We start from the raw sequence: 14,662 nt of genomic DNA, 5'->3' as shown, positions 1-14,662 counted from the left end.
GATCCCCCCAGTGCACCCGCGCACCCGGCGCCAAGCGGTCACTGTGTCCGGATCATCTGTCCGGAATTAATGCTACACAGTGTCCGGGCAGTGTGTAGTGTGGCGTTCATCGGCACGGGCCCCGGTCGACCGCAATCCCGGGGCAGGGCCGCGACACTAGGATCCGGAGATGCCTTCGATCACCCGACGACGCGCCCCGAACCCCGGCCGACGCAACTCAGCCGAGGCCGAGATACTGGCCGCGACGCAGCGCCTCCTGATCGACGGCGCGAACTTCACCGAACTCGGCATCCAACAGATCTCCGCCGAGGCCGGGGTCGCCCGCTCGACCTTCTACGCCCACTTCCGCGACAAGACCGAACTCCTCCTGCGCCTCGCCGCCACCATGCGGGAGACGTCCTTCGCCATCGCCTCGGCCTGGGAGCCGACGGCCGGCCTCGACAGCCTCACGGAGGCATTCCTGGGGGTGGTGGGGGTCTACCGGGAGCACGCCGCCGTGCTGCGAGCGGTCGCCGAGGTCGCGACGTACGACGCGATCGTGCGTGATTTCTGGAGCGAGGGGCTCACCCGGTTCACGGACCGGACGATCGAGGTGCTCCGCGAGGATCAGAAGGCGGGCCGCACCCCCGCCGACGTCGACCTGGTCGGCGCCACCCGGGTGATAGTGATCGGCGGCGAGCGGGCGATCTTCGACCAGGCCACCGCGGGAGACCCGAGCGGCGACGCCGCGTTCGCCCGCGAGCTGGCCCTGATCTGGTGGTACGGCGCCTACCGCCGCCCGGCCGACCCCCGCTGACGCACGGCTCAGATTCCGAGCAGGTCGACGAGGTCGTCGGCGTGCTCCTCCTCCTCTTCGAGGATGTCCTCCATCAGCCGCCGGGTCGTCGGGTCCGCGGTGCCGATCCACCGCACGATCTCCTGGTACGAGGCGATGACGATCCGTTCGGCCACGAGGTTCTCCCGCAGCATGGTGTTGAGGTCGGTCGGCTCCGGCGCCGAATACTCCGTGTGCGCCCGCTTGGCGAGCGTGGCGGGGTCGAAGTCGGGGATGCCACCCAGCTGGTTGATCCGCTCGGCGGCGCGCAGCCCGTGCTTCAGCTCCTCCGCCGCGTGCTCCTGGAACTCCGCCGACACCTGCGCGCGGTCGATGCCGGCGGCGACAATGGCGTTCTGGCTGTACCGCAGGTAGCAGACGATCTCGGTCGCCACCACATCGTTGAGCACGCCGATGACCGGGTTGGGATCGCCGCCATAGGTCGGGGTGACGGGGCCGTCCTCCATCTTGCGACGGGCGTCCTCCCGGATCTTCGTCACGTCCAGCTCGAACTGGTTCGGCACTTCTCGCTCACTTCCCTTCCGAGGCAACTCGACCATATAGCCGCCAATGAGGGAATTAGTGAGATTTGCGCTGATATACCCCGTCGGTCGTCGGGGCCGCGGTCCGGGCGCCGGTCAGGCGGTCAGGCGGTCAGCGGCGTGAGGGTGGTCAGCACGCCAGTCAGGTCGAGGACCCTGCGCACCAGGCCGCGCGGGTTGATGACCTGGTACCGCTGGCCGCGGCTGCGGGCGGAGCGGTATCCGGCGACCATGACCGCGATGCCGCTGGAGTCGAGGAACTCGAGGTTTTCCAGGTCGACAACGAGCCGGCGGGTCTCGGGTGCCTCCAGGGCCACGCGCTGGGCGTCTTCGAGACGGTCCACATCGGACAGATCCGCGTTGCCGGTCAGGCGCAGGCGCACCAGCCCGTGGTCGAGGTCTTGCCGACTGATTTCCAAGCGGGGCATGCCGATCCCTCTGCCGGGGCCAGAACCCGCTCGACGCTACTCGCGCGGGCGAGGTGGCGCAAAGCCCGCCGGTGGGATCATTCCCGGAATCTGGGGATGATCTCGTCGCGGTACAGCCGGATCATCTCCTCGTAGTGCGGGCCGACCGCGCCGACGTGCAACGTGTCGTAGCCGGCCTTCCGGTACGACTCGACCATCGCCAGGTGCGGTTCGAGATCGGGCCCGTACGCCATCATCAGCATGTCCGGGGTGACCAGCTGACTGGCCTGTTCGAAGTGCTCCGGGGTGGGCAGCACCTGAGCCAGCTCGCCCGGCAGGCTGTCGCTGGCCCACAGCCGGTGCGCGAGCTGCCTCGCCTCGTCCCTGGTGGGAGCCCAGCACGCCTTGGTACCGGCCACCGCCGGCTTGCTCCCGCCGCCGTCCTTGCGGAACCGGGCCACGCCGTGCGGGTCGGGCTTGGTACTCACGTAACCGTCGCCGACGCGGGCGGCCAGTTCGGTGGCGGTGCGGCCGAGACCGGATACGTACACCGGGATCGGCTGCTGCGGGATGGTGTACAGCCGCGCGTGCTCGACGGTGTAGTGCGCGCCGTGATGGGTGACGACCCGCCCGCTCCACAGCTCGCGCATGATCTCGATGGCCTCCTCCAGCATCGCCAAACGGCGGCGTGCCTCCGGCCACTTCTCGCCGATGATGTGCTCGTTGAGCGCCTCCCCGGTGCCCACGCCGAAGATGAACCGGCCGCCGGTCAGTACCGCAGTGGTCGCCGCGGCCTGGGCCAGGATGGCCGGGTGCATCCGGATGATGGGGCAGGTCACGCCGGTCATGATCGGTATCGTGAGGGTCCGGCTGAGGGCTCCGATCATCGACCAGACGAACGGCGACTGGCCCTGCGCCCCGGTCCAGGGGTGGTAGTGGTCGGCGATCCACAGCGAGGCGAACCCCGCCTCCTCGGCGAGTTCGGCCTGCCGGATCAGGTCCGCCGGCGCGTACTCCTCACTGTTCAGCGAGTAGCCGATGCGCATGGTCTGCTCCCCTCCCTCACCCGGCGGTCCGCCGCGCGGCCCGCCCGCCAGCACCTGTGCAACTCCTCGAAGTACGGCAGGACCCCGAACACCGCCACCCCGCCGAGTACGCCCACCAGATAGCGGGCCGGCAGCGGCGGGTGCTTGCGGCGCAGCCGCCACCCGGCGGCACCCCCGCGCAGGCGCAGCAGGGCGCCCACCTGCCGTGGGTGCAGGCAGCCGACCGCACCGATGGCGATGAACGGCAGGGACTCCAGGAAGCTGTGGATGTTCTGTTCGGCCGGGGTCACCTCACGGGTACTGTGCGCGGCCAGCCGCACATCCCACATGGCGGTCGTCTCGTGCAGGAGCGCCGCGCCGCCCATCAGCGCCAGCATCAACGGATTGATCTCGAGCAGCAGCGCCAGCAGCAGGGGCCCGCCGATCTCCGAGATCATCGCCAGGTGGAGCAGCGACTCACGGGTTCCCGAGGTGCGTTCGATGCCGGAGCGGCGGTGCATCCACCAGTCCAGCAGCCCGGGAACGAACCAGGCCGGCAGCAGCACGTGGAGCAGGTATCGCGCGGTGGCCGTCTCGACGTCCAGCGTTCCCGGCCGCGGGCTGCGCACGTCGCTTCCGGCCCGACCGTCGTCCATGATCTCGACCATCCGATCCGCTTCGGCTCCCCGCGACTGGCCCTACCCCGCGCGGGGAACTCGCATGCCTGACCGGCGGCCACCCTCCCGATCGGGCGGAAAGGCCCCGCGCTTTCCGTGGGCACCGTGATTGTTTGTGCCAGGGACGCCGGGGCACCTACCTGCGGTGTTGAGCCGCTGGTGGGCGATTTTCTGGTGGGCGTACCTCGTCTGGACCGTGTTGAGCTGGACGCTCAGCGCCGAGCAGGTGATCGTCGGCCTGGCGCTGTCCGCGCTGACCGCGTCCGTGTGCGCGCGGCTGGGTCCGGCCGCCGGGCCGTGGACGCTGCTGCGGCCGAGGCGGATCGCCGCGCTGGTCCGGCTGGCCGGGATCGTCGTGGCCCGGGTGGTGGTCGCCAACGCCCGGCTGTCCCGGCGCATCTGGTCGCCGCACATCCCGCTGCGCAGTGGGATGCTCATCGTACCGACCGGCGTGTCGGGCGACGCCGCGCTGGCCACGGTGGGCGTGCTGACCTCGGTGATCGTGGACTCGCAGTTGGTGGACCTCGACCGTGACCGGCGGCAGCTCCAGTACCACGCGGTGTGGATCGACCTGGCCGAGGCCCGCCACAACCACGACCGGATCAATGGACCGGTGGAGCGGCAGCTGCTGCGAGCGGGCCTGTGATGATCGCGGCCATCGGCGTCGCCTGCCTCGTGGAGATCCTCATCGCGGGGCTGCTGCTCGTCCGGGTCGGGCTGGGGCCCACGGTGTGCGACCGGATCGTCGCGCTCAACACCCTGTCCACTCAGGTCACGCTGGCAGTGCTGCTGTTCGCGGCGTTCGCCGATCGGTCGATCTACCTCGACGTGGCGATCTGGCTGGCCTCATTCAGCTACCTCGCCACCATCGTGTGGTCGCGCTACCTCGAACGGGGGTTGCTGTGAGGCAGATAGCCGTGATCGCGCTGCTCGCGCTGGGGCTCGCGGTGTCGCTGTCCGGGGCGGTGGGCATCCTGCGCATGCCCGACGTGTATCTGCGCATCCAGTGCTCCAGCAAGACGGTCACGCTGGGCGCGATGCCGGTGCTGCTGGCGCTGGTGGTCGCGAAGGGACCGGTGACCAGCTACGGCGGCCGGGCGCTCATCGTTGCCGCGCTGCTGCTGGTGATGAACCCGGTGGCGACGCACGCGCTGGCGCGGGCCGCGTACTCGGTGGGCATCCCGATGTGGCCCGGCGCGGTAGTGGATCAGGCCGCCGCGACGGCGTCGGGTGCCGAACCGCCGCCGGGTGACGCCGGGTCCGGCAGGGCGGCGGCCACGGGCGGCGCCGGAGCTGACGGCACCACCGAGGATCGGGGCCGGTAGGTGTTCTGGGCCATCGACTACACGTGCCTGGTCCTGGTGGTGGCCGCCGCGGTGCTGGTGGTGCGACTGCGCAATCTCAACGGCGCGGTGATGGCGCTGTCGGCGATGGGTACCGTGCTGGCGCTGCTGTTCATCGTGCTGGGCGCGCCCGACGACGCGCACGCGCAGATAGTGGTCGGGTCGATCGCGCTGCCCACGCTCTACCTGGTCGCGATCGGCAAGATCCGCACCGAGGTGGTCGACGAGCCCGAACTCGGCGAGCAGGACGACACCGACGCGAACGACACCGGCCCGGGCGCCGGCGGCGGACGGCGGCAACCGACCGGCGGCGGCAACCGATGACCCCGGCCCACCCGACGAGCCCGGCCCACCCGACGACCCCGGCCCAGCCGACGAGCCCGGCCCACCCGAGGAGCCCGGGCCAACCGGTGGGTGGGATCGGCCACGAGCGGGGCCGGGCCGCGGTCGGGGCGCGGCCATGAGCCAGCCCGAGCCGTTCGAGCGGGAGCCGCGGCACCGCCTGGTCCGCGGCCTCGTGCTGTCCGGCGGCGTCGCCGCGGCGCTGATCGCCGCCGTGCTGAGCCTGCCCCGGGGGAACAATCCGCTCCCCGGCATCGCCAGGCGCGCGATGACCGTGGCGCTGCCCGACTGGCACACCACCGAACCGGTGAGCGAGGTCGTCTACGGTACCCGGGGCTTCGACACCTTCGGGGAGACGTTCCTGCTGCTCGCCGCGGTCGTCGGGGTGGGGCTGATCACCAGGGCGCGGGAGCCGCGCCGCGGCTTCATCGGCGAACAGCTCGCCGGCCGGCGCGAGCAGCGGCGCACCGACCCGGCCCAGGTCCAGGGCAGCACCGACCAACGGCAGGCGGAGCAGGCGGAGGCCGGCGAGTCGGGGCGGGGCCGACGGCCGGCGTCTCCGGACAATGAGCCGCTGGGCGCGCCGGGCCTGGAGAACGCCGAAGCGATGACGGTGGTGGTGCGCGCCGCGGTACGCACCGTCGCGCCGCTGCTGACCATGGCCGGCCTGTACCTGGTGGCCTGGGGGTACACCCCGGGCGGCGGGTTCCCGGGCGGGGCCGTGGCGCTCGGGGTCGTCATGCTCACCTACGTCTCGCTCGGGTACCGCCGGGTGGAGCCGTGGCTGCGCCCGGGGGTGATCGAGCCGATCGAACTCGGCGGGGCCCTGGCCATAGTGCTGATCGGGGCGCTCGGGCTGGCGCTGTCCGGCTCGTTCTCGGCCAACTTCCTGCCCCTGGCGCCGGCGGCGACGATCCGCAGCGGCGGGGTGATGCAGGCGTTCTCGGTCGTCGAACTGGTCGAGGTCGCCACCGGGCTGGTGCTGGCCGTGTTCGGGCTGCTGGGCATGGGGCACGACTGGGAGCCCAGGGACTCCGGCACGGCGCGGACCGGCCGCCGGGCCGGTGGGCGATCGGCCGGCCGCGGCGAGCACGGGGAGCGGCCGTGATCGTCGTCAACTACATCGCCGCCATGATCCTGTTCGCGCTCGGCCTGTACACGGTGCTGACCAGGCGCAACATCCTCAAGATTGTGATGGGGATGTCGCTGATGGAGGCGTCCGGCTACCTGTTCCTGCTCTCCCTGGCGTACCGGAACGGCTCCACCGCTCCGGTACTGGTGACCCCGCCGCACGGGCAGAGCCCGGCGCGGTTGGCCGACGGGAACGTCGCCGACCCGGTACTGCAGAACTTCTGCCTCACCGCGATCGTCATCGGGGTGGCGGTGACCGGGGTGTTCCTCGCCGTCGTGGTGCGCATCGCCCAGCACTACCGGACGCTGGACGCGGACCGCATCCGCGACATGCGCGGATGACCGCTGCGTCGTTGGCCTCGCTGGTGCCGCTGCCGGTGGCCATTCCGCTGGCCGGCGCGGCCGTGGCCCCGCTGGCCGCGCGGCTGTACCGGCCCGCGCTGACCGTGGTGTCCGTGCTCGCCCTGCTCGCCTCCGCCGCGGTGCTGGTCGTGATCGCGCCGACCGTGTACGGGGGGCACGTGCTCGTCGAATACCTCGGCAAGTGGGGGCCGGTCAACGGTCAGGTGCTGGGCGTGACCTTCGGCGTGGACGCCTGGGGGCTGACCTTCGCCCTGGTGGCGGCGTCGATCGGCGCCGTACTGCTGATCTTCATGGTCTCCGACCAGGCCACGCTGGGCCGGCGCGAGGCGGGCGCGTCGGCCTGCCTGTTCCTGCTGCTCGACGCCGCCCTCATCGGCGGCGCGCTGACCGCCGACCTGTTCAACCTGTTCGTGTGGTTCGAGGTCGCCGCGCTGGCCAGCTACGCCCTGACCGCGTTCTTCCTGGAGCGGCCGCCCGCGCTGGAGGCGGCCTTCAAGGTGCTCGTGCTGACCAACGTGGCCAGCTTCCTGATCTTCATCGCGACGGCGCTGCTCTACACCAGGCACGGTGCGCTCAACCTGGGGCAGCTGCACGACGCGCTGGTCGGTCACACCGACAGCGCCGACCTGATCGCCCTGGGGCTGCTGATCGCCGGGTTCGCCACCAAGGCCGGCCTGGTGCCCTTCCACGGCTGGCTACCGGACGCGCACACCGTCGCGCCGGGGCCGATCTCGGCACTGTTCTCCGGCCTGATGGTCAACTTCGGCATCGCCACGATCGGCCGGATCGTGTTCAGCCTGTACCCGGGCACCGGCGCCCAGGTACTCGGCCTGTTGATGGTGCTCGGGCTGGTCTCCGCCGTCGGCGGCGCCATCTTCGCTCTGCTGCAGGACGACCTGAAGCGCCTGCTCGCCTACGACACCATCTCCCAGATGGGAGTGCTCGCCATCGGCCTGGCCACCGCCAGCCCGACCGGGCTCGCCGGCACGGCGTACCACCTGGTCAACCACGCGCTGTTCAAATCGCTGCTGTTCCTGTGCGCGGGCGCGATCGTGCACGCCACCGGCGCCACCAACCTGTCCAACATGCACGGCCTGGCCCGGCGCATGCCGTGGCTGGTGGGCGCCTTCACCGTGGGCGCCGCGGCGATCGCCGGCATCCCGCCGCTGAACGGGTACGTGTCGCTGGGCCTCATCCACCAGGCCCTCGAGCGTGGCCACCAGACCGTGCCGTACGTCCTGACGCTGCTGGCCCAGGCGATCACCGTAGCGGCGCTCGGCAAGGCGGTGCTGGCCTTCTTCCGCCGCCAGCGCAACCCCTACGCCCGCGACGAACGGCTGCGCCCGGGCATGCGGGCGGCGCTGCTGCTGATCGCCGGCGCCTGCCTCACGCTGGGCGTGGCACCCGAGTGGGTGCTGAACAACCTGATCGAACCGGCGTCGGCGGCGCTGTCCGACGCGCCGGCCTACACCCACGCGGTGCTCTCGGGCGGCGGTCAGGTGGACCCGCACCGGATCTCCTACCACTATCTCAACCCACTGGAACTGGCGCTCCTGCCGGCCACGGTGGTGCTGGCCGCACCGCTGATCTGGCTGGCGCGGCGGTACCGCGACAGCCAGGCGATCAGGCGGGTCCGTTCGGTACAGACCGGTTCGGTCAACGACTACGCCAGCTACCTGGTCGTGGGCCTGCTGGTCACCGTCGCGTCGACCGCGCTGGTGCCGCTCGTGCGCTGACGGCTGACGGTGGCCGGGGCGGCCTCGTCCCGGCGTGGCGCGGCCACCCGGCCCGGCTGGCGCAGCGTGGCGACCGTGACGAGCAGCGCGGCCACGAGCAGGGCGGCACCGACGGCGAAGGCCAGGTGGTACCCGCCGGTCAGCGCCGCCGACTGGCCGGCGCCCTGGGCGAGCAGGTCCCCGGTGCGCCGGGCGGCGAGCGTGGACAGCACCGCGACGCCCGCCGCCATGCCCACCTGCTGGGTGGTGTTGAACAGCCCCGAGGCGAGTCCGGCGTCGGCGTCGCCCGCCCCGGACATGCCCAGGGCGGTCAAGGCCGGCAGGGCCAGGCCGAAGCCCCCGGCCAGCAGCATCACCGGCAGCAGGTCGGTGACGTAGTGCGCGTGCACGGGCACGCGGGTCAGCAGCCCGAGCACCCCGATCAGCAGCACGAGCCCGGCCAACAGGACGTTGCGCTGGCCGTAGCGGCCGGCCAGCCGGGCGGAGACGCCCAGCGACACGGCGCCGATCGCCACCGCCGCGGGAAGCATGGCCAGCCCGGTCCTGGCGGCGCCGTACCCGAGCACCTTCTGCAGGTAGAGCGCGACGAGGATCTGGAACGAGAACAGCGCGGCGATCATGAGAATCTGCGCCGCGTTGGCGCCGGAGACGTTGCGGGACCGGAACAGCCGCAGCGGCATGAGCGGGGTCGTGGCGGTGGCCTGCCGTACGACGAACCCGACCAGCAACGCGGCGGCGAGCCCCGCGGAGCCGAGCGTGGCGGCGGAGGTCCAGCCGCGCTGGTCGACCTCGACCACGGCGTAGATGCCCAGCACCAGCCCGGCGGTGACGAGCACGGCGCCGGCGACGTCGGCACCGGCCGCCAGTCCGAGCCCGCGATCGGCGGGCAGCACGACCGCGGCGATGGCGAGCACGGCGAGCCCGATCGGCAGGTTGATGAAGAAGATCCAGTGCCAGTTGAGCGACTCGGTGAGCACGCCGCCGACGACCTGACCGATCGACGCGCCGGCCGCGCCGGTGAAGCTGAACACGGCGAACGCGCCGGCCCGCTGCCCGGGCTCCGGGAACAGGGTCACGAGGATGCCCAGGCTGACCGCCGCGGCCATCGCGCTGCCGATGCCCTGCGCGAACCGGGCGGCGATCAGCACGGCCGGGGACCCGGCGACGCCGGCCAGCAGCGAGGCGGCGGTGAACACCGCCGTACCGGCCAGCAGCATCCGCTTGCGACCGATCAGGTCGCCGAGCCGGCCGGAGAGCAGCAGCAGGCTGCCGGACGCGATCAGGTAGGCGTTGACGACCCAGCTGAGGCCGGCGGCGGAGAACCCGAGGTCGCCCTGGATGACCGGCAGCGCCACGCTGACCACGCTGCCATCGAGGATGATCATTAGTGTTCCCGCGGAGATGACCCCGAGGGCCAGCCAGCGGGAGCGGGCGGCAGTAGCGGACATGGTGTCCTCCCATCGACTTCAGCGACAGGAGCGACGTTAGCAGATGGTTTTGTTGCAGACTATCTGCCTGAGACTTACCTCTCGTGCTGGCGCGCGCGCCGGACCGGGCCGGGAGCCTCGACGGGCTTGGCCAGGTGCCCGGTGACCAGCTGATTCATGACCCTCAGGAAGACCTCGCGGTTACTCGTGGCAAGCGTGCCCAGCGCCTCCTCGTGCACGCGGTCGACGATCTCCTGGCTCTGCCTGGCCACCCGGGCGCCCTCCTCGGTGACCGCGATGATCCGGGCCCGCCGGTCGGTACTCGACGGGCGGCGCTCGGCGAGACCCGCCTTCTCCAGGGCGTCCACGGTCACCACCATCGTGGTCTTGTCCATGTCGCCGATCTCGGCGAGTTGGATCTGGGTGCGCTCCGCCTCCAGCGCGTGGACCAGCACGCAGTGCATGCGCGAGGTGAGCCCGATCTCGGCCAGCGCCGCCGCCATCCTGGTGCGCAGGACGTGGCTGGCATGGTCCAGCAGGTACGACAGGTCGGGGCTGGTGCGGCTCGGTGCCATGGCGGTCATGCCGACCAGCTTAGCAATTCGATCCGTCACAGATCATCCGACAGGGAACCTATCGGACACCGCGGTGAAACCGGGCGGCGAGCGGACCCACCCGGGCGTGCCAGAGCGCGGTCGGGATCGCGCCCGCCACGATGACCGCCGAGACGATGGTGATGCCGGCGAACCGGGACAGCACGTCGCTGAGCACGCCCACGCCGATGGCGGACACGCTCACCCCCAGGTACACCATGGTGATGAACGCGGCGGTGACCTCGCCCCGGCGCTGCCCCGGCGCGAGCCGGTTGATCTGGGTCTGCGCGCCCACGAAGCTCATCCCCAGGCCGAGGCCGGCGAGCACGGCGGCGACCACGAGCGCGGGGGGCGACGCCAGCGGGTTGGCGGCGACCAGCACGACGAGCCCGGCCACCATGGTCAACAGGCCGGCCAGCTGCCCGGTGTCCGGATGCACCCGCATCCGCAGCGAGAACCACTGCGCGGCGCAGGTGGCGGCGAGCGCCACCGCGCTGATCCCGCCGAGGACGGCGAGGTTCTTGGTCTTCAGCAAGGTACCGGCGTAGGCCGGTACCACCGACAGGAACAGGGCACCCACCGCCCACACCAGCGCGGCGGTCAGGCCGGCCCGGAAGAACTCGGCCCGATGCTCGGCCGGTACCGAGGGGATCTGCGGTCGCCACTTCCCGGTCGGCGGGTGCGGCTCCGGTATCCGCAGCACGAGCAGTCCGGCCGCCACCGCGGCCAGGACGCCAACCAGGAAGGACAGCGTCCGCGGCAGCGGCGCCCACTGGTCCAGCACGCCGCCCAGCAGCGGACCGAGCGCCCCTCCGCTGGCCTGCCCCAGGACGGCGCCCAGGGCGGCACGGCGCCTGTCCCCGCGCGGTTCCAGCTCGACCAGGGCCGCGGTGGCGGTACCGGTGATGACCCCGACCGCCAGCCCCTGCACCCCGCGCGCGGCGAACAGCCACCCGGTGCCCTGCGCCGCCGCGAACAGCCCGTCGCCGACCGCGGCGGCGCCCAGGCCCATGGCGATCACCCGGCGCCGCCCGACCCGGTCCGACAGCTGCCCGAAGGCCAACAGCGACGGGATCAACACCAGGGCGTAGGTGGCGTAGATCAGCGTGAGTACCGAGTTGCTGAAGCCGAACCTCTGCTTGTACACCTGGTACAGCGGGGTCGGGAGATTGGCGCTCATCAGGGTGACGAAGAGCGCGGCCGAACCGGCCCAGAACGCCGCCCGGGGCGGCAGGCGCGCGCTCCTGGGCGGGTTCACTCGCCAGTCTTACCGCCGCGCCGGCCGCCCAAACCTCGCCGCGCCGCCGCCTCGGCCGGTGCGCGGCTCCTCGGCTGGTCCGCGGCTCCTCGGCTGGTCCGCGGCTCCTCGGCTGGTCCGCGGCTCCTCGGCTGGTCCGCGGCTCCTCAGCTGGTGCGCAGCTCCTCCGGTGCCGTGCTGGCCCGCAGGAACACCATGCCCAGGCCGGCGGTGAGCACCGTGGCGCCCAGCGCCCAGCCGCCGATCACGCCGAGCTGGCCCCAGGGCACCGGGACCTGCTCGGTGATGTGCGGCGGCTCGATGACCTTGGCGCCCAGCTGCCTGGCCTGCCCCAGCGGCAGGTTGCACGCCTGCGGCGCGTCCGGCGGCGCCGTGCAGGAGTAGGTCCCGCTCTCGTCGCCCACGGTCGACCCCTCGACTCCCCGTCCCAGCGCGACTCCGGTGGCCATCGCCAGGATGAGCGCGGGCACCGCCACGCCGACGGTCTGCCACAGGACGGCCCGGCCCAGCACACCGCGCGGCACGCCGCTAGCGGTCAGGCTGGCCAGCGCCCGGCGCCGCTCCACCACCGAGTTGGCCACCGCCACCGCGAGCCCGGCCGCCGCGATCAGGCCGGCGAGCAGCACCCCGTACCCGGCCAGCTGGGCGGCGCGCAGATAGAAGTTGTTGGGCGAGTCCACCACGGTCGGCTCGCCGAACGCCACGGCGGCCAGGTGGTCGTTGATCGCGTTGACCCGCTGGTCGGTGCGGGACCAGGACGCGTACCAGGCCGCCGCGCCGGCGATCAGCACGGCGCCGAGCAGTGCCGCCAGCGCCCGGCTGCCGTGCCAGGGGTCGGCCTGCAGCCGCCGGGCGGCGATCAGCGCGGCCGGCCGGCGCGCGTACCGGGCCAGCAGCCGACCGACGGTGTACGAGATCCAGCCCGCACCGCTGACCACGCCGACGGCGGCGGCCAGGCCGCCGAGAAACACCACCAGCGGCAGGGCGTAGCCGGCCAGCGCGGTGTCGTGCCGCTGCACCGCGGGGATCAGCGCGTACCCGACGACGCCCAACACGATCAGCACGCCCGGCAGCGGCCGGGGCGGGCGGGTACGGGTGCGGCGCGCCACGCCGAACGGGGTGACCGCGACCCGGCGCAGCAGCAGCGCGGTAACCAGCGTGGCGATCAGCGGCAGCCCGAACACGATGGCGGCGATCGCGCCCGGGGCCGGCAGGACGTCGGTGGGCAGCGGCCGGAGGCCGTGCGCGTTGGGCTCGTCGAACACGTGCCGACCGGCGAGGTAGCAGAGCAGTCCGGCGACCGCACCCAAGAGGGTGGCGGCGCCGGACTCGACCGACGCCATCGCCAGCCCCTGCCCCGGGGTGGCGCCGGCCAGCCGGATGGCGGCCAGCCGCCGGTCCCGGGCCGGCGCGCCGAGCCGCGCGCACTGCCCGACGAACAGCAGCACGGGAACGGTCAGCAGGATCAGCGCGAACGCCAGCCCCGGACGCAGCCCCGACTCGCGCAGCAGGCCGTTGGTGTACGGCGCGTCCATCATGCGCCCGGGCTCCGTCGGATCGGGAACGGACCGGATGGCCAGCACCGTGGCGGCGCAGAGCAGCGCGAGGGCGCCGAGCGCCGAACCGAACCCGGTCAGCGCGATGCGCGTGGTGTCGGCGCGGGTACCCGTGACCGCCAGCCGCAGCAGGGTGCCCGGCCTCATCCGGCCACTCCCGACAGGCCCAGCCCGGACAGCCCCAGCCCCGACGGGTCGAGCGCGCCGTCGCGCAGCATGATCTCCCGGTCGGCGTACCCGGCCACCCGCGCGTCGTGGGTCACCAGCACGACCGTGGTCCGCTGCTCGCGGGCCAACCGGACCAACTGGTCGAGCACCTGCTCCCCGGCCAGCGAGTCCAGCGCCCCGGTCGGCTCGTCGGCGAACAGGATCCGCGGCTCGGTGACCAGCGCCCGGGCCAGCGCGGTGCGCTGCTGCTCGCCGCCGGACATCTCGCCCGGCCGGGAGTCCGCGAGGTGCGCGATGCCCAACCGCTCCAGCCAGGCGATCGCGGCCGTGCGCGCCTCCCGCCGGCGGGCCCCGGCCAGCAGCAGCGGCAGGGCGATGTTCTCCGCCGCCGGCATCTCGGCGACCAACTGCCCGAACTGGAACAGCACCCCGAACTCGCCGCGGCGCAGCCGGGCCCGGGCCGCCTCCGACCAGCCGTCGATGCGCCGGTCGCGGTACCCGATCTCACCGGCGTCGGGCCGCAGGATGCCGGCCAGGCACAGCAGCAGCGTGGACTTGCCGCAACCGCTGGGCCCGGTCACGGCGACGATCTCCCCCTCGCCGACCTGGACCGTGACCCCGCGTAGGGCCGGCGTCTTGCCGTAGGACTTGACGATCCCCCGGCCGTAGAGCAGCTGGGTCATCCGGTGACCTCCAGGTGCAGTTGGGCGACCCGGTCCAGGGTGGTCTGCAGCCACCTCAGGTCGGCGTCGAGGTGGGCGATGGCGTAGTCGGCGGCGATCAGGTCGGCGAACCCGATGCCGTCGGCGGTCTTCAACTGGGTGTACTCGCGCAGTCGGCTGGCGTGCGCCTGCCGCTGGGCGATCAGGTACGCGCGGCCCCGCTGCTCCCCCGCGACGAGCAGCGCGACCGTCACCTTGGTGAGCAGCGCGCTGGTGACGTGCGGTGCCGGTGGCTCGACCTCACCCAGCCAGGCGTCCAGGGCGACCCGGCCCTGCTCCGTGATGTCGAACGCGGTGCGCTCCGGCCCGCCGGCCCGGTCGTGGCCGCTGGGCGTGACCATGCCGTCGCGCTCCAGGCGGCCGAGGCTCGCGTACACCTGCCCGAACGCGGCCGGCTTGGCCCGCGGCATGCGCTGGTCGTGGGCGCGCTTGAGCTCGTACCCGTGCAGCGGACCGGCGCAGAGCAGACCCAAGATCACGTAGCTCAGGGACATGACCCACACTATTCATCGAATGAATAGTGGCTGTCAAACCCGGAGCGTGGGAGCCTGAACGGAT

The 14,662-nt window shown here is 72.5% G+C and carries 18 protein-coding genes; 8 read left to right on the top strand and 10 right to left on the bottom strand.

The features are described 5' to 3' along the window. Positions 1–169: 169 nt before the first annotated feature. Complete coding sequence (locus tag ABEA87_RS31720; RefSeq protein ID WP_345635884.1) at positions 170–796, top strand: TetR/AcrR family transcriptional regulator; 627 nt, start codon at positions 170–172, stop codon at positions 794–796. 8 nt (positions 797–804) lie between these two features. On the opposite strand, the gene ABEA87_RS31715 is transcribed toward ABEA87_RS31720, so the two are convergent. The 4 genes from ABEA87_RS31715 to ABEA87_RS31700 all read right to left on the bottom strand — a co-directional run bounded on the left by ABEA87_RS31715 (position 805) and on the right by ABEA87_RS31700 (position 3,444). Beyond that, positions 805–1,338, bottom strand: coding sequence for a ferritin-like domain-containing protein (locus ABEA87_RS31715; protein WP_345635883.1), 534 nt, complete (start codon positions 1,336–1,338; stop codon positions 805–807). Between the two features lie 122 nt (positions 1,339–1,460). Further along, complete coding sequence (locus tag ABEA87_RS31710; protein WP_345635882.1) at positions 1,461–1,784, bottom strand: STAS domain-containing protein; 324 nt, start codon at positions 1,782–1,784, stop codon at positions 1,461–1,463. Positions 1,785–1,861: 77 nt separating this feature from the next. Further along, the gene (locus ABEA87_RS31705; RefSeq protein ID WP_345635880.1) at positions 1,862–2,809 is read right to left on the bottom strand and encodes a TIGR03557 family F420-dependent LLM class oxidoreductase; all 948 of its coding nucleotides are present in this window, start codon (positions 2,807–2,809) and stop codon (positions 1,862–1,864) included. After that, complete coding sequence (locus tag ABEA87_RS31700; protein WP_345635878.1) at positions 2,788–3,444, bottom strand: hypothetical protein; 657 nt, start codon at positions 3,442–3,444, stop codon at positions 2,788–2,790. Before ABEA87_RS31700 ends, ABEA87_RS31705 begins: the two co-directional genes overlap by 22 nt. 169 nt (positions 3,445–3,613) lie before the next feature. Between ABEA87_RS31700 and ABEA87_RS31695 the strand changes: the two genes are divergently transcribed. The 7 genes from ABEA87_RS31695 (at position 3,614) to ABEA87_RS31665 (ending at position 8,380) form a co-directional block, all read left to right on the top strand. Further along, entirely contained in the window at positions 3,614–4,111 is a 498-nt protein-coding gene (locus tag ABEA87_RS31695) for a Na+/H+ antiporter subunit E (RefSeq protein WP_345635876.1), read from the top strand. Further along, complete coding sequence (locus ABEA87_RS31690) at positions 4,111–4,371, top strand: monovalent cation/H+ antiporter complex subunit F (RefSeq protein WP_345635874.1); 261 nt, start codon at positions 4,111–4,113, stop codon at positions 4,369–4,371. Before ABEA87_RS31695 ends, ABEA87_RS31690 begins: the two co-directional genes overlap by 1 nt. Continuing rightward, positions 4,368–4,790, top strand: coding sequence for a monovalent cation/H(+) antiporter subunit G (gene mnhG / locus ABEA87_RS31685; RefSeq protein WP_345635872.1), 423 nt, complete (start codon positions 4,368–4,370; stop codon positions 4,788–4,790). Before ABEA87_RS31690 ends, mnhG begins: the two co-directional genes overlap by 4 nt. Beyond that, positions 4,791–5,132, top strand: coding sequence for a Na(+)/H(+) antiporter subunit B (locus ABEA87_RS31680; RefSeq protein WP_345635870.1), 342 nt, complete (start codon positions 4,791–4,793; stop codon positions 5,130–5,132). A gap of 136 nt (positions 5,133–5,268) precedes the next feature. Further along, positions 5,269–6,258 (top strand): MnhB domain-containing protein, encoded by a 990-nt coding sequence (locus ABEA87_RS31675; protein WP_345635869.1) that lies wholly within the window; start codon positions 5,269–5,271, stop codon positions 6,256–6,258. After that, a complete protein-coding gene (locus ABEA87_RS31670) occupies positions 6,255–6,623 on the top strand; it encodes a sodium:proton antiporter (protein ID WP_345635867.1) in 369 nt (122 codons plus the stop codon). Before ABEA87_RS31675 ends, ABEA87_RS31670 begins: the two co-directional genes overlap by 4 nt. Continuing rightward, a complete protein-coding gene (locus ABEA87_RS31665) occupies positions 6,620–8,380 on the top strand; it encodes a complex I subunit 5 family protein (protein WP_345635866.1) in 1,761 nt (586 codons plus the stop codon). The genes ABEA87_RS31670 and ABEA87_RS31665 overlap by 4 nt, the downstream gene beginning before the upstream one ends. On the opposite strand, the gene ABEA87_RS31660 is transcribed toward ABEA87_RS31665, so the two are convergent. From ABEA87_RS31660 to ABEA87_RS31635, 6 genes are all read right to left on the bottom strand, one after another. Further along, complete coding sequence (locus ABEA87_RS31660; protein ID WP_345635864.1) at positions 8,317–9,828, bottom strand: DHA2 family efflux MFS transporter permease subunit; 1,512 nt, start codon at positions 9,826–9,828, stop codon at positions 8,317–8,319. The two genes, ABEA87_RS31665 and ABEA87_RS31660, sit on opposite strands and share 64 nt — an antisense overlap. 74 nt (positions 9,829–9,902) lie before the next feature. After that, complete coding sequence (locus ABEA87_RS31655) at positions 9,903–10,391, bottom strand: MarR family winged helix-turn-helix transcriptional regulator (protein ID WP_345635862.1); 489 nt, start codon at positions 10,389–10,391, stop codon at positions 9,903–9,905. 49 nt (positions 10,392–10,440) lie between these two features. Continuing rightward, positions 10,441–11,658 (bottom strand): MFS transporter, encoded by a 1,218-nt coding sequence (locus ABEA87_RS31650; protein WP_345635860.1) that lies wholly within the window; start codon positions 11,656–11,658, stop codon positions 10,441–10,443. A 146-nt stretch (positions 11,659–11,804) separates the two neighbouring features. After that, positions 11,805–13,361 (bottom strand): FtsX-like permease family protein, encoded by a 1,557-nt coding sequence (locus tag ABEA87_RS31645; RefSeq protein WP_345635858.1) that lies wholly within the window; start codon positions 13,359–13,361, stop codon positions 11,805–11,807. Next, positions 13,358–14,065 carry an ABC transporter ATP-binding protein gene (locus ABEA87_RS31640; RefSeq protein ID WP_345635856.1) on the bottom strand — a complete coding sequence of 236 codons (708 nt, stop codon included), beginning with the start codon at positions 14,063–14,065 and terminating at the stop codon, positions 13,358–13,360. The genes ABEA87_RS31645 and ABEA87_RS31640 overlap by 4 nt, the downstream gene beginning before the upstream one ends. Further along, the gene (locus tag ABEA87_RS31635; RefSeq protein WP_345635854.1) at positions 14,062–14,598 is read right to left on the bottom strand and encodes a PadR family transcriptional regulator; all 537 of its coding nucleotides are present in this window, start codon (positions 14,596–14,598) and stop codon (positions 14,062–14,064) included. The genes ABEA87_RS31640 and ABEA87_RS31635 overlap by 4 nt, the downstream gene beginning before the upstream one ends. Positions 14,599–14,662: the final 64 nt, after the last annotated feature.

Source organism: Rugosimonospora acidiphila, from assembly GCF_039543385.1.
GTDB classification, from domain to species: Bacteria; Actinomycetota; Actinomycetes; order Mycobacteriales; family Micromonosporaceae; genus Rugosimonospora; species Rugosimonospora acidiphila.
Note: the sequence above shows the minus strand (reverse complement) of the source record. Positions and strands in the feature narration are given on the sequence as shown.

Coding starts and splice junctions, on each gene's coding strand:
- ABEA87_RS31700 (WP_345635878.1), bottom strand. CDS start 3,444: ATGGACGACGGTCGGGCCGGAAGCGACGTGCGCAGCCCGCGGCCGGGA.
- ABEA87_RS31665 (WP_345635866.1), top strand. CDS start 6,620: ATGACCGCTGCGTCGTTGGCCTCGCTGGTGCCGCTGCCGGTGGCCATT.
- ABEA87_RS31705 (WP_345635880.1), bottom strand. CDS start 2,809: ATGCGCATCGGCTACTCGCTGAACAGTGAGGAGTACGCGCCGGCGGAC.
- ABEA87_RS31720 (WP_345635884.1), top strand. CDS start 170: ATGCCTTCGATCACCCGACGACGCGCCCCGAACCCCGGCCGACGCAAC.
- ABEA87_RS31690 (WP_345635874.1), top strand. CDS start 4,111: ATGATCGCGGCCATCGGCGTCGCCTGCCTCGTGGAGATCCTCATCGCG.
- ABEA87_RS31645 (WP_345635858.1), bottom strand. CDS start 13,361: ATGAGGCCGGGCACCCTGCTGCGGCTGGCGGTCACGGGTACCCGCGCC.
- ABEA87_RS31655 (WP_345635862.1), bottom strand. CDS start 10,391: ATGACCGCCATGGCACCGAGCCGCACCAGCCCCGACCTGTCGTACCTG.
- ABEA87_RS31675 (WP_345635869.1), top strand. CDS start 5,269: ATGAGCCAGCCCGAGCCGTTCGAGCGGGAGCCGCGGCACCGCCTGGTC.
- ABEA87_RS31640 (WP_345635856.1), bottom strand. CDS start 14,065: ATGACCCAGCTGCTCTACGGCCGGGGGATCGTCAAGTCCTACGGCAAG.
- ABEA87_RS31635 (WP_345635854.1), bottom strand. CDS start 14,598: ATGTCCCTGAGCTACGTGATCTTGGGTCTGCTCTGCGCCGGTCCGCTG.
- ABEA87_RS31710 (WP_345635882.1), bottom strand. CDS start 1,784: ATGCCCCGCTTGGAAATCAGTCGGCAAGACCTCGACCACGGGCTGGTG.
- ABEA87_RS31660 (WP_345635864.1), bottom strand. CDS start 9,828: ATGTCCGCTACTGCCGCCCGCTCCCGCTGGCTGGCCCTCGGGGTCATC.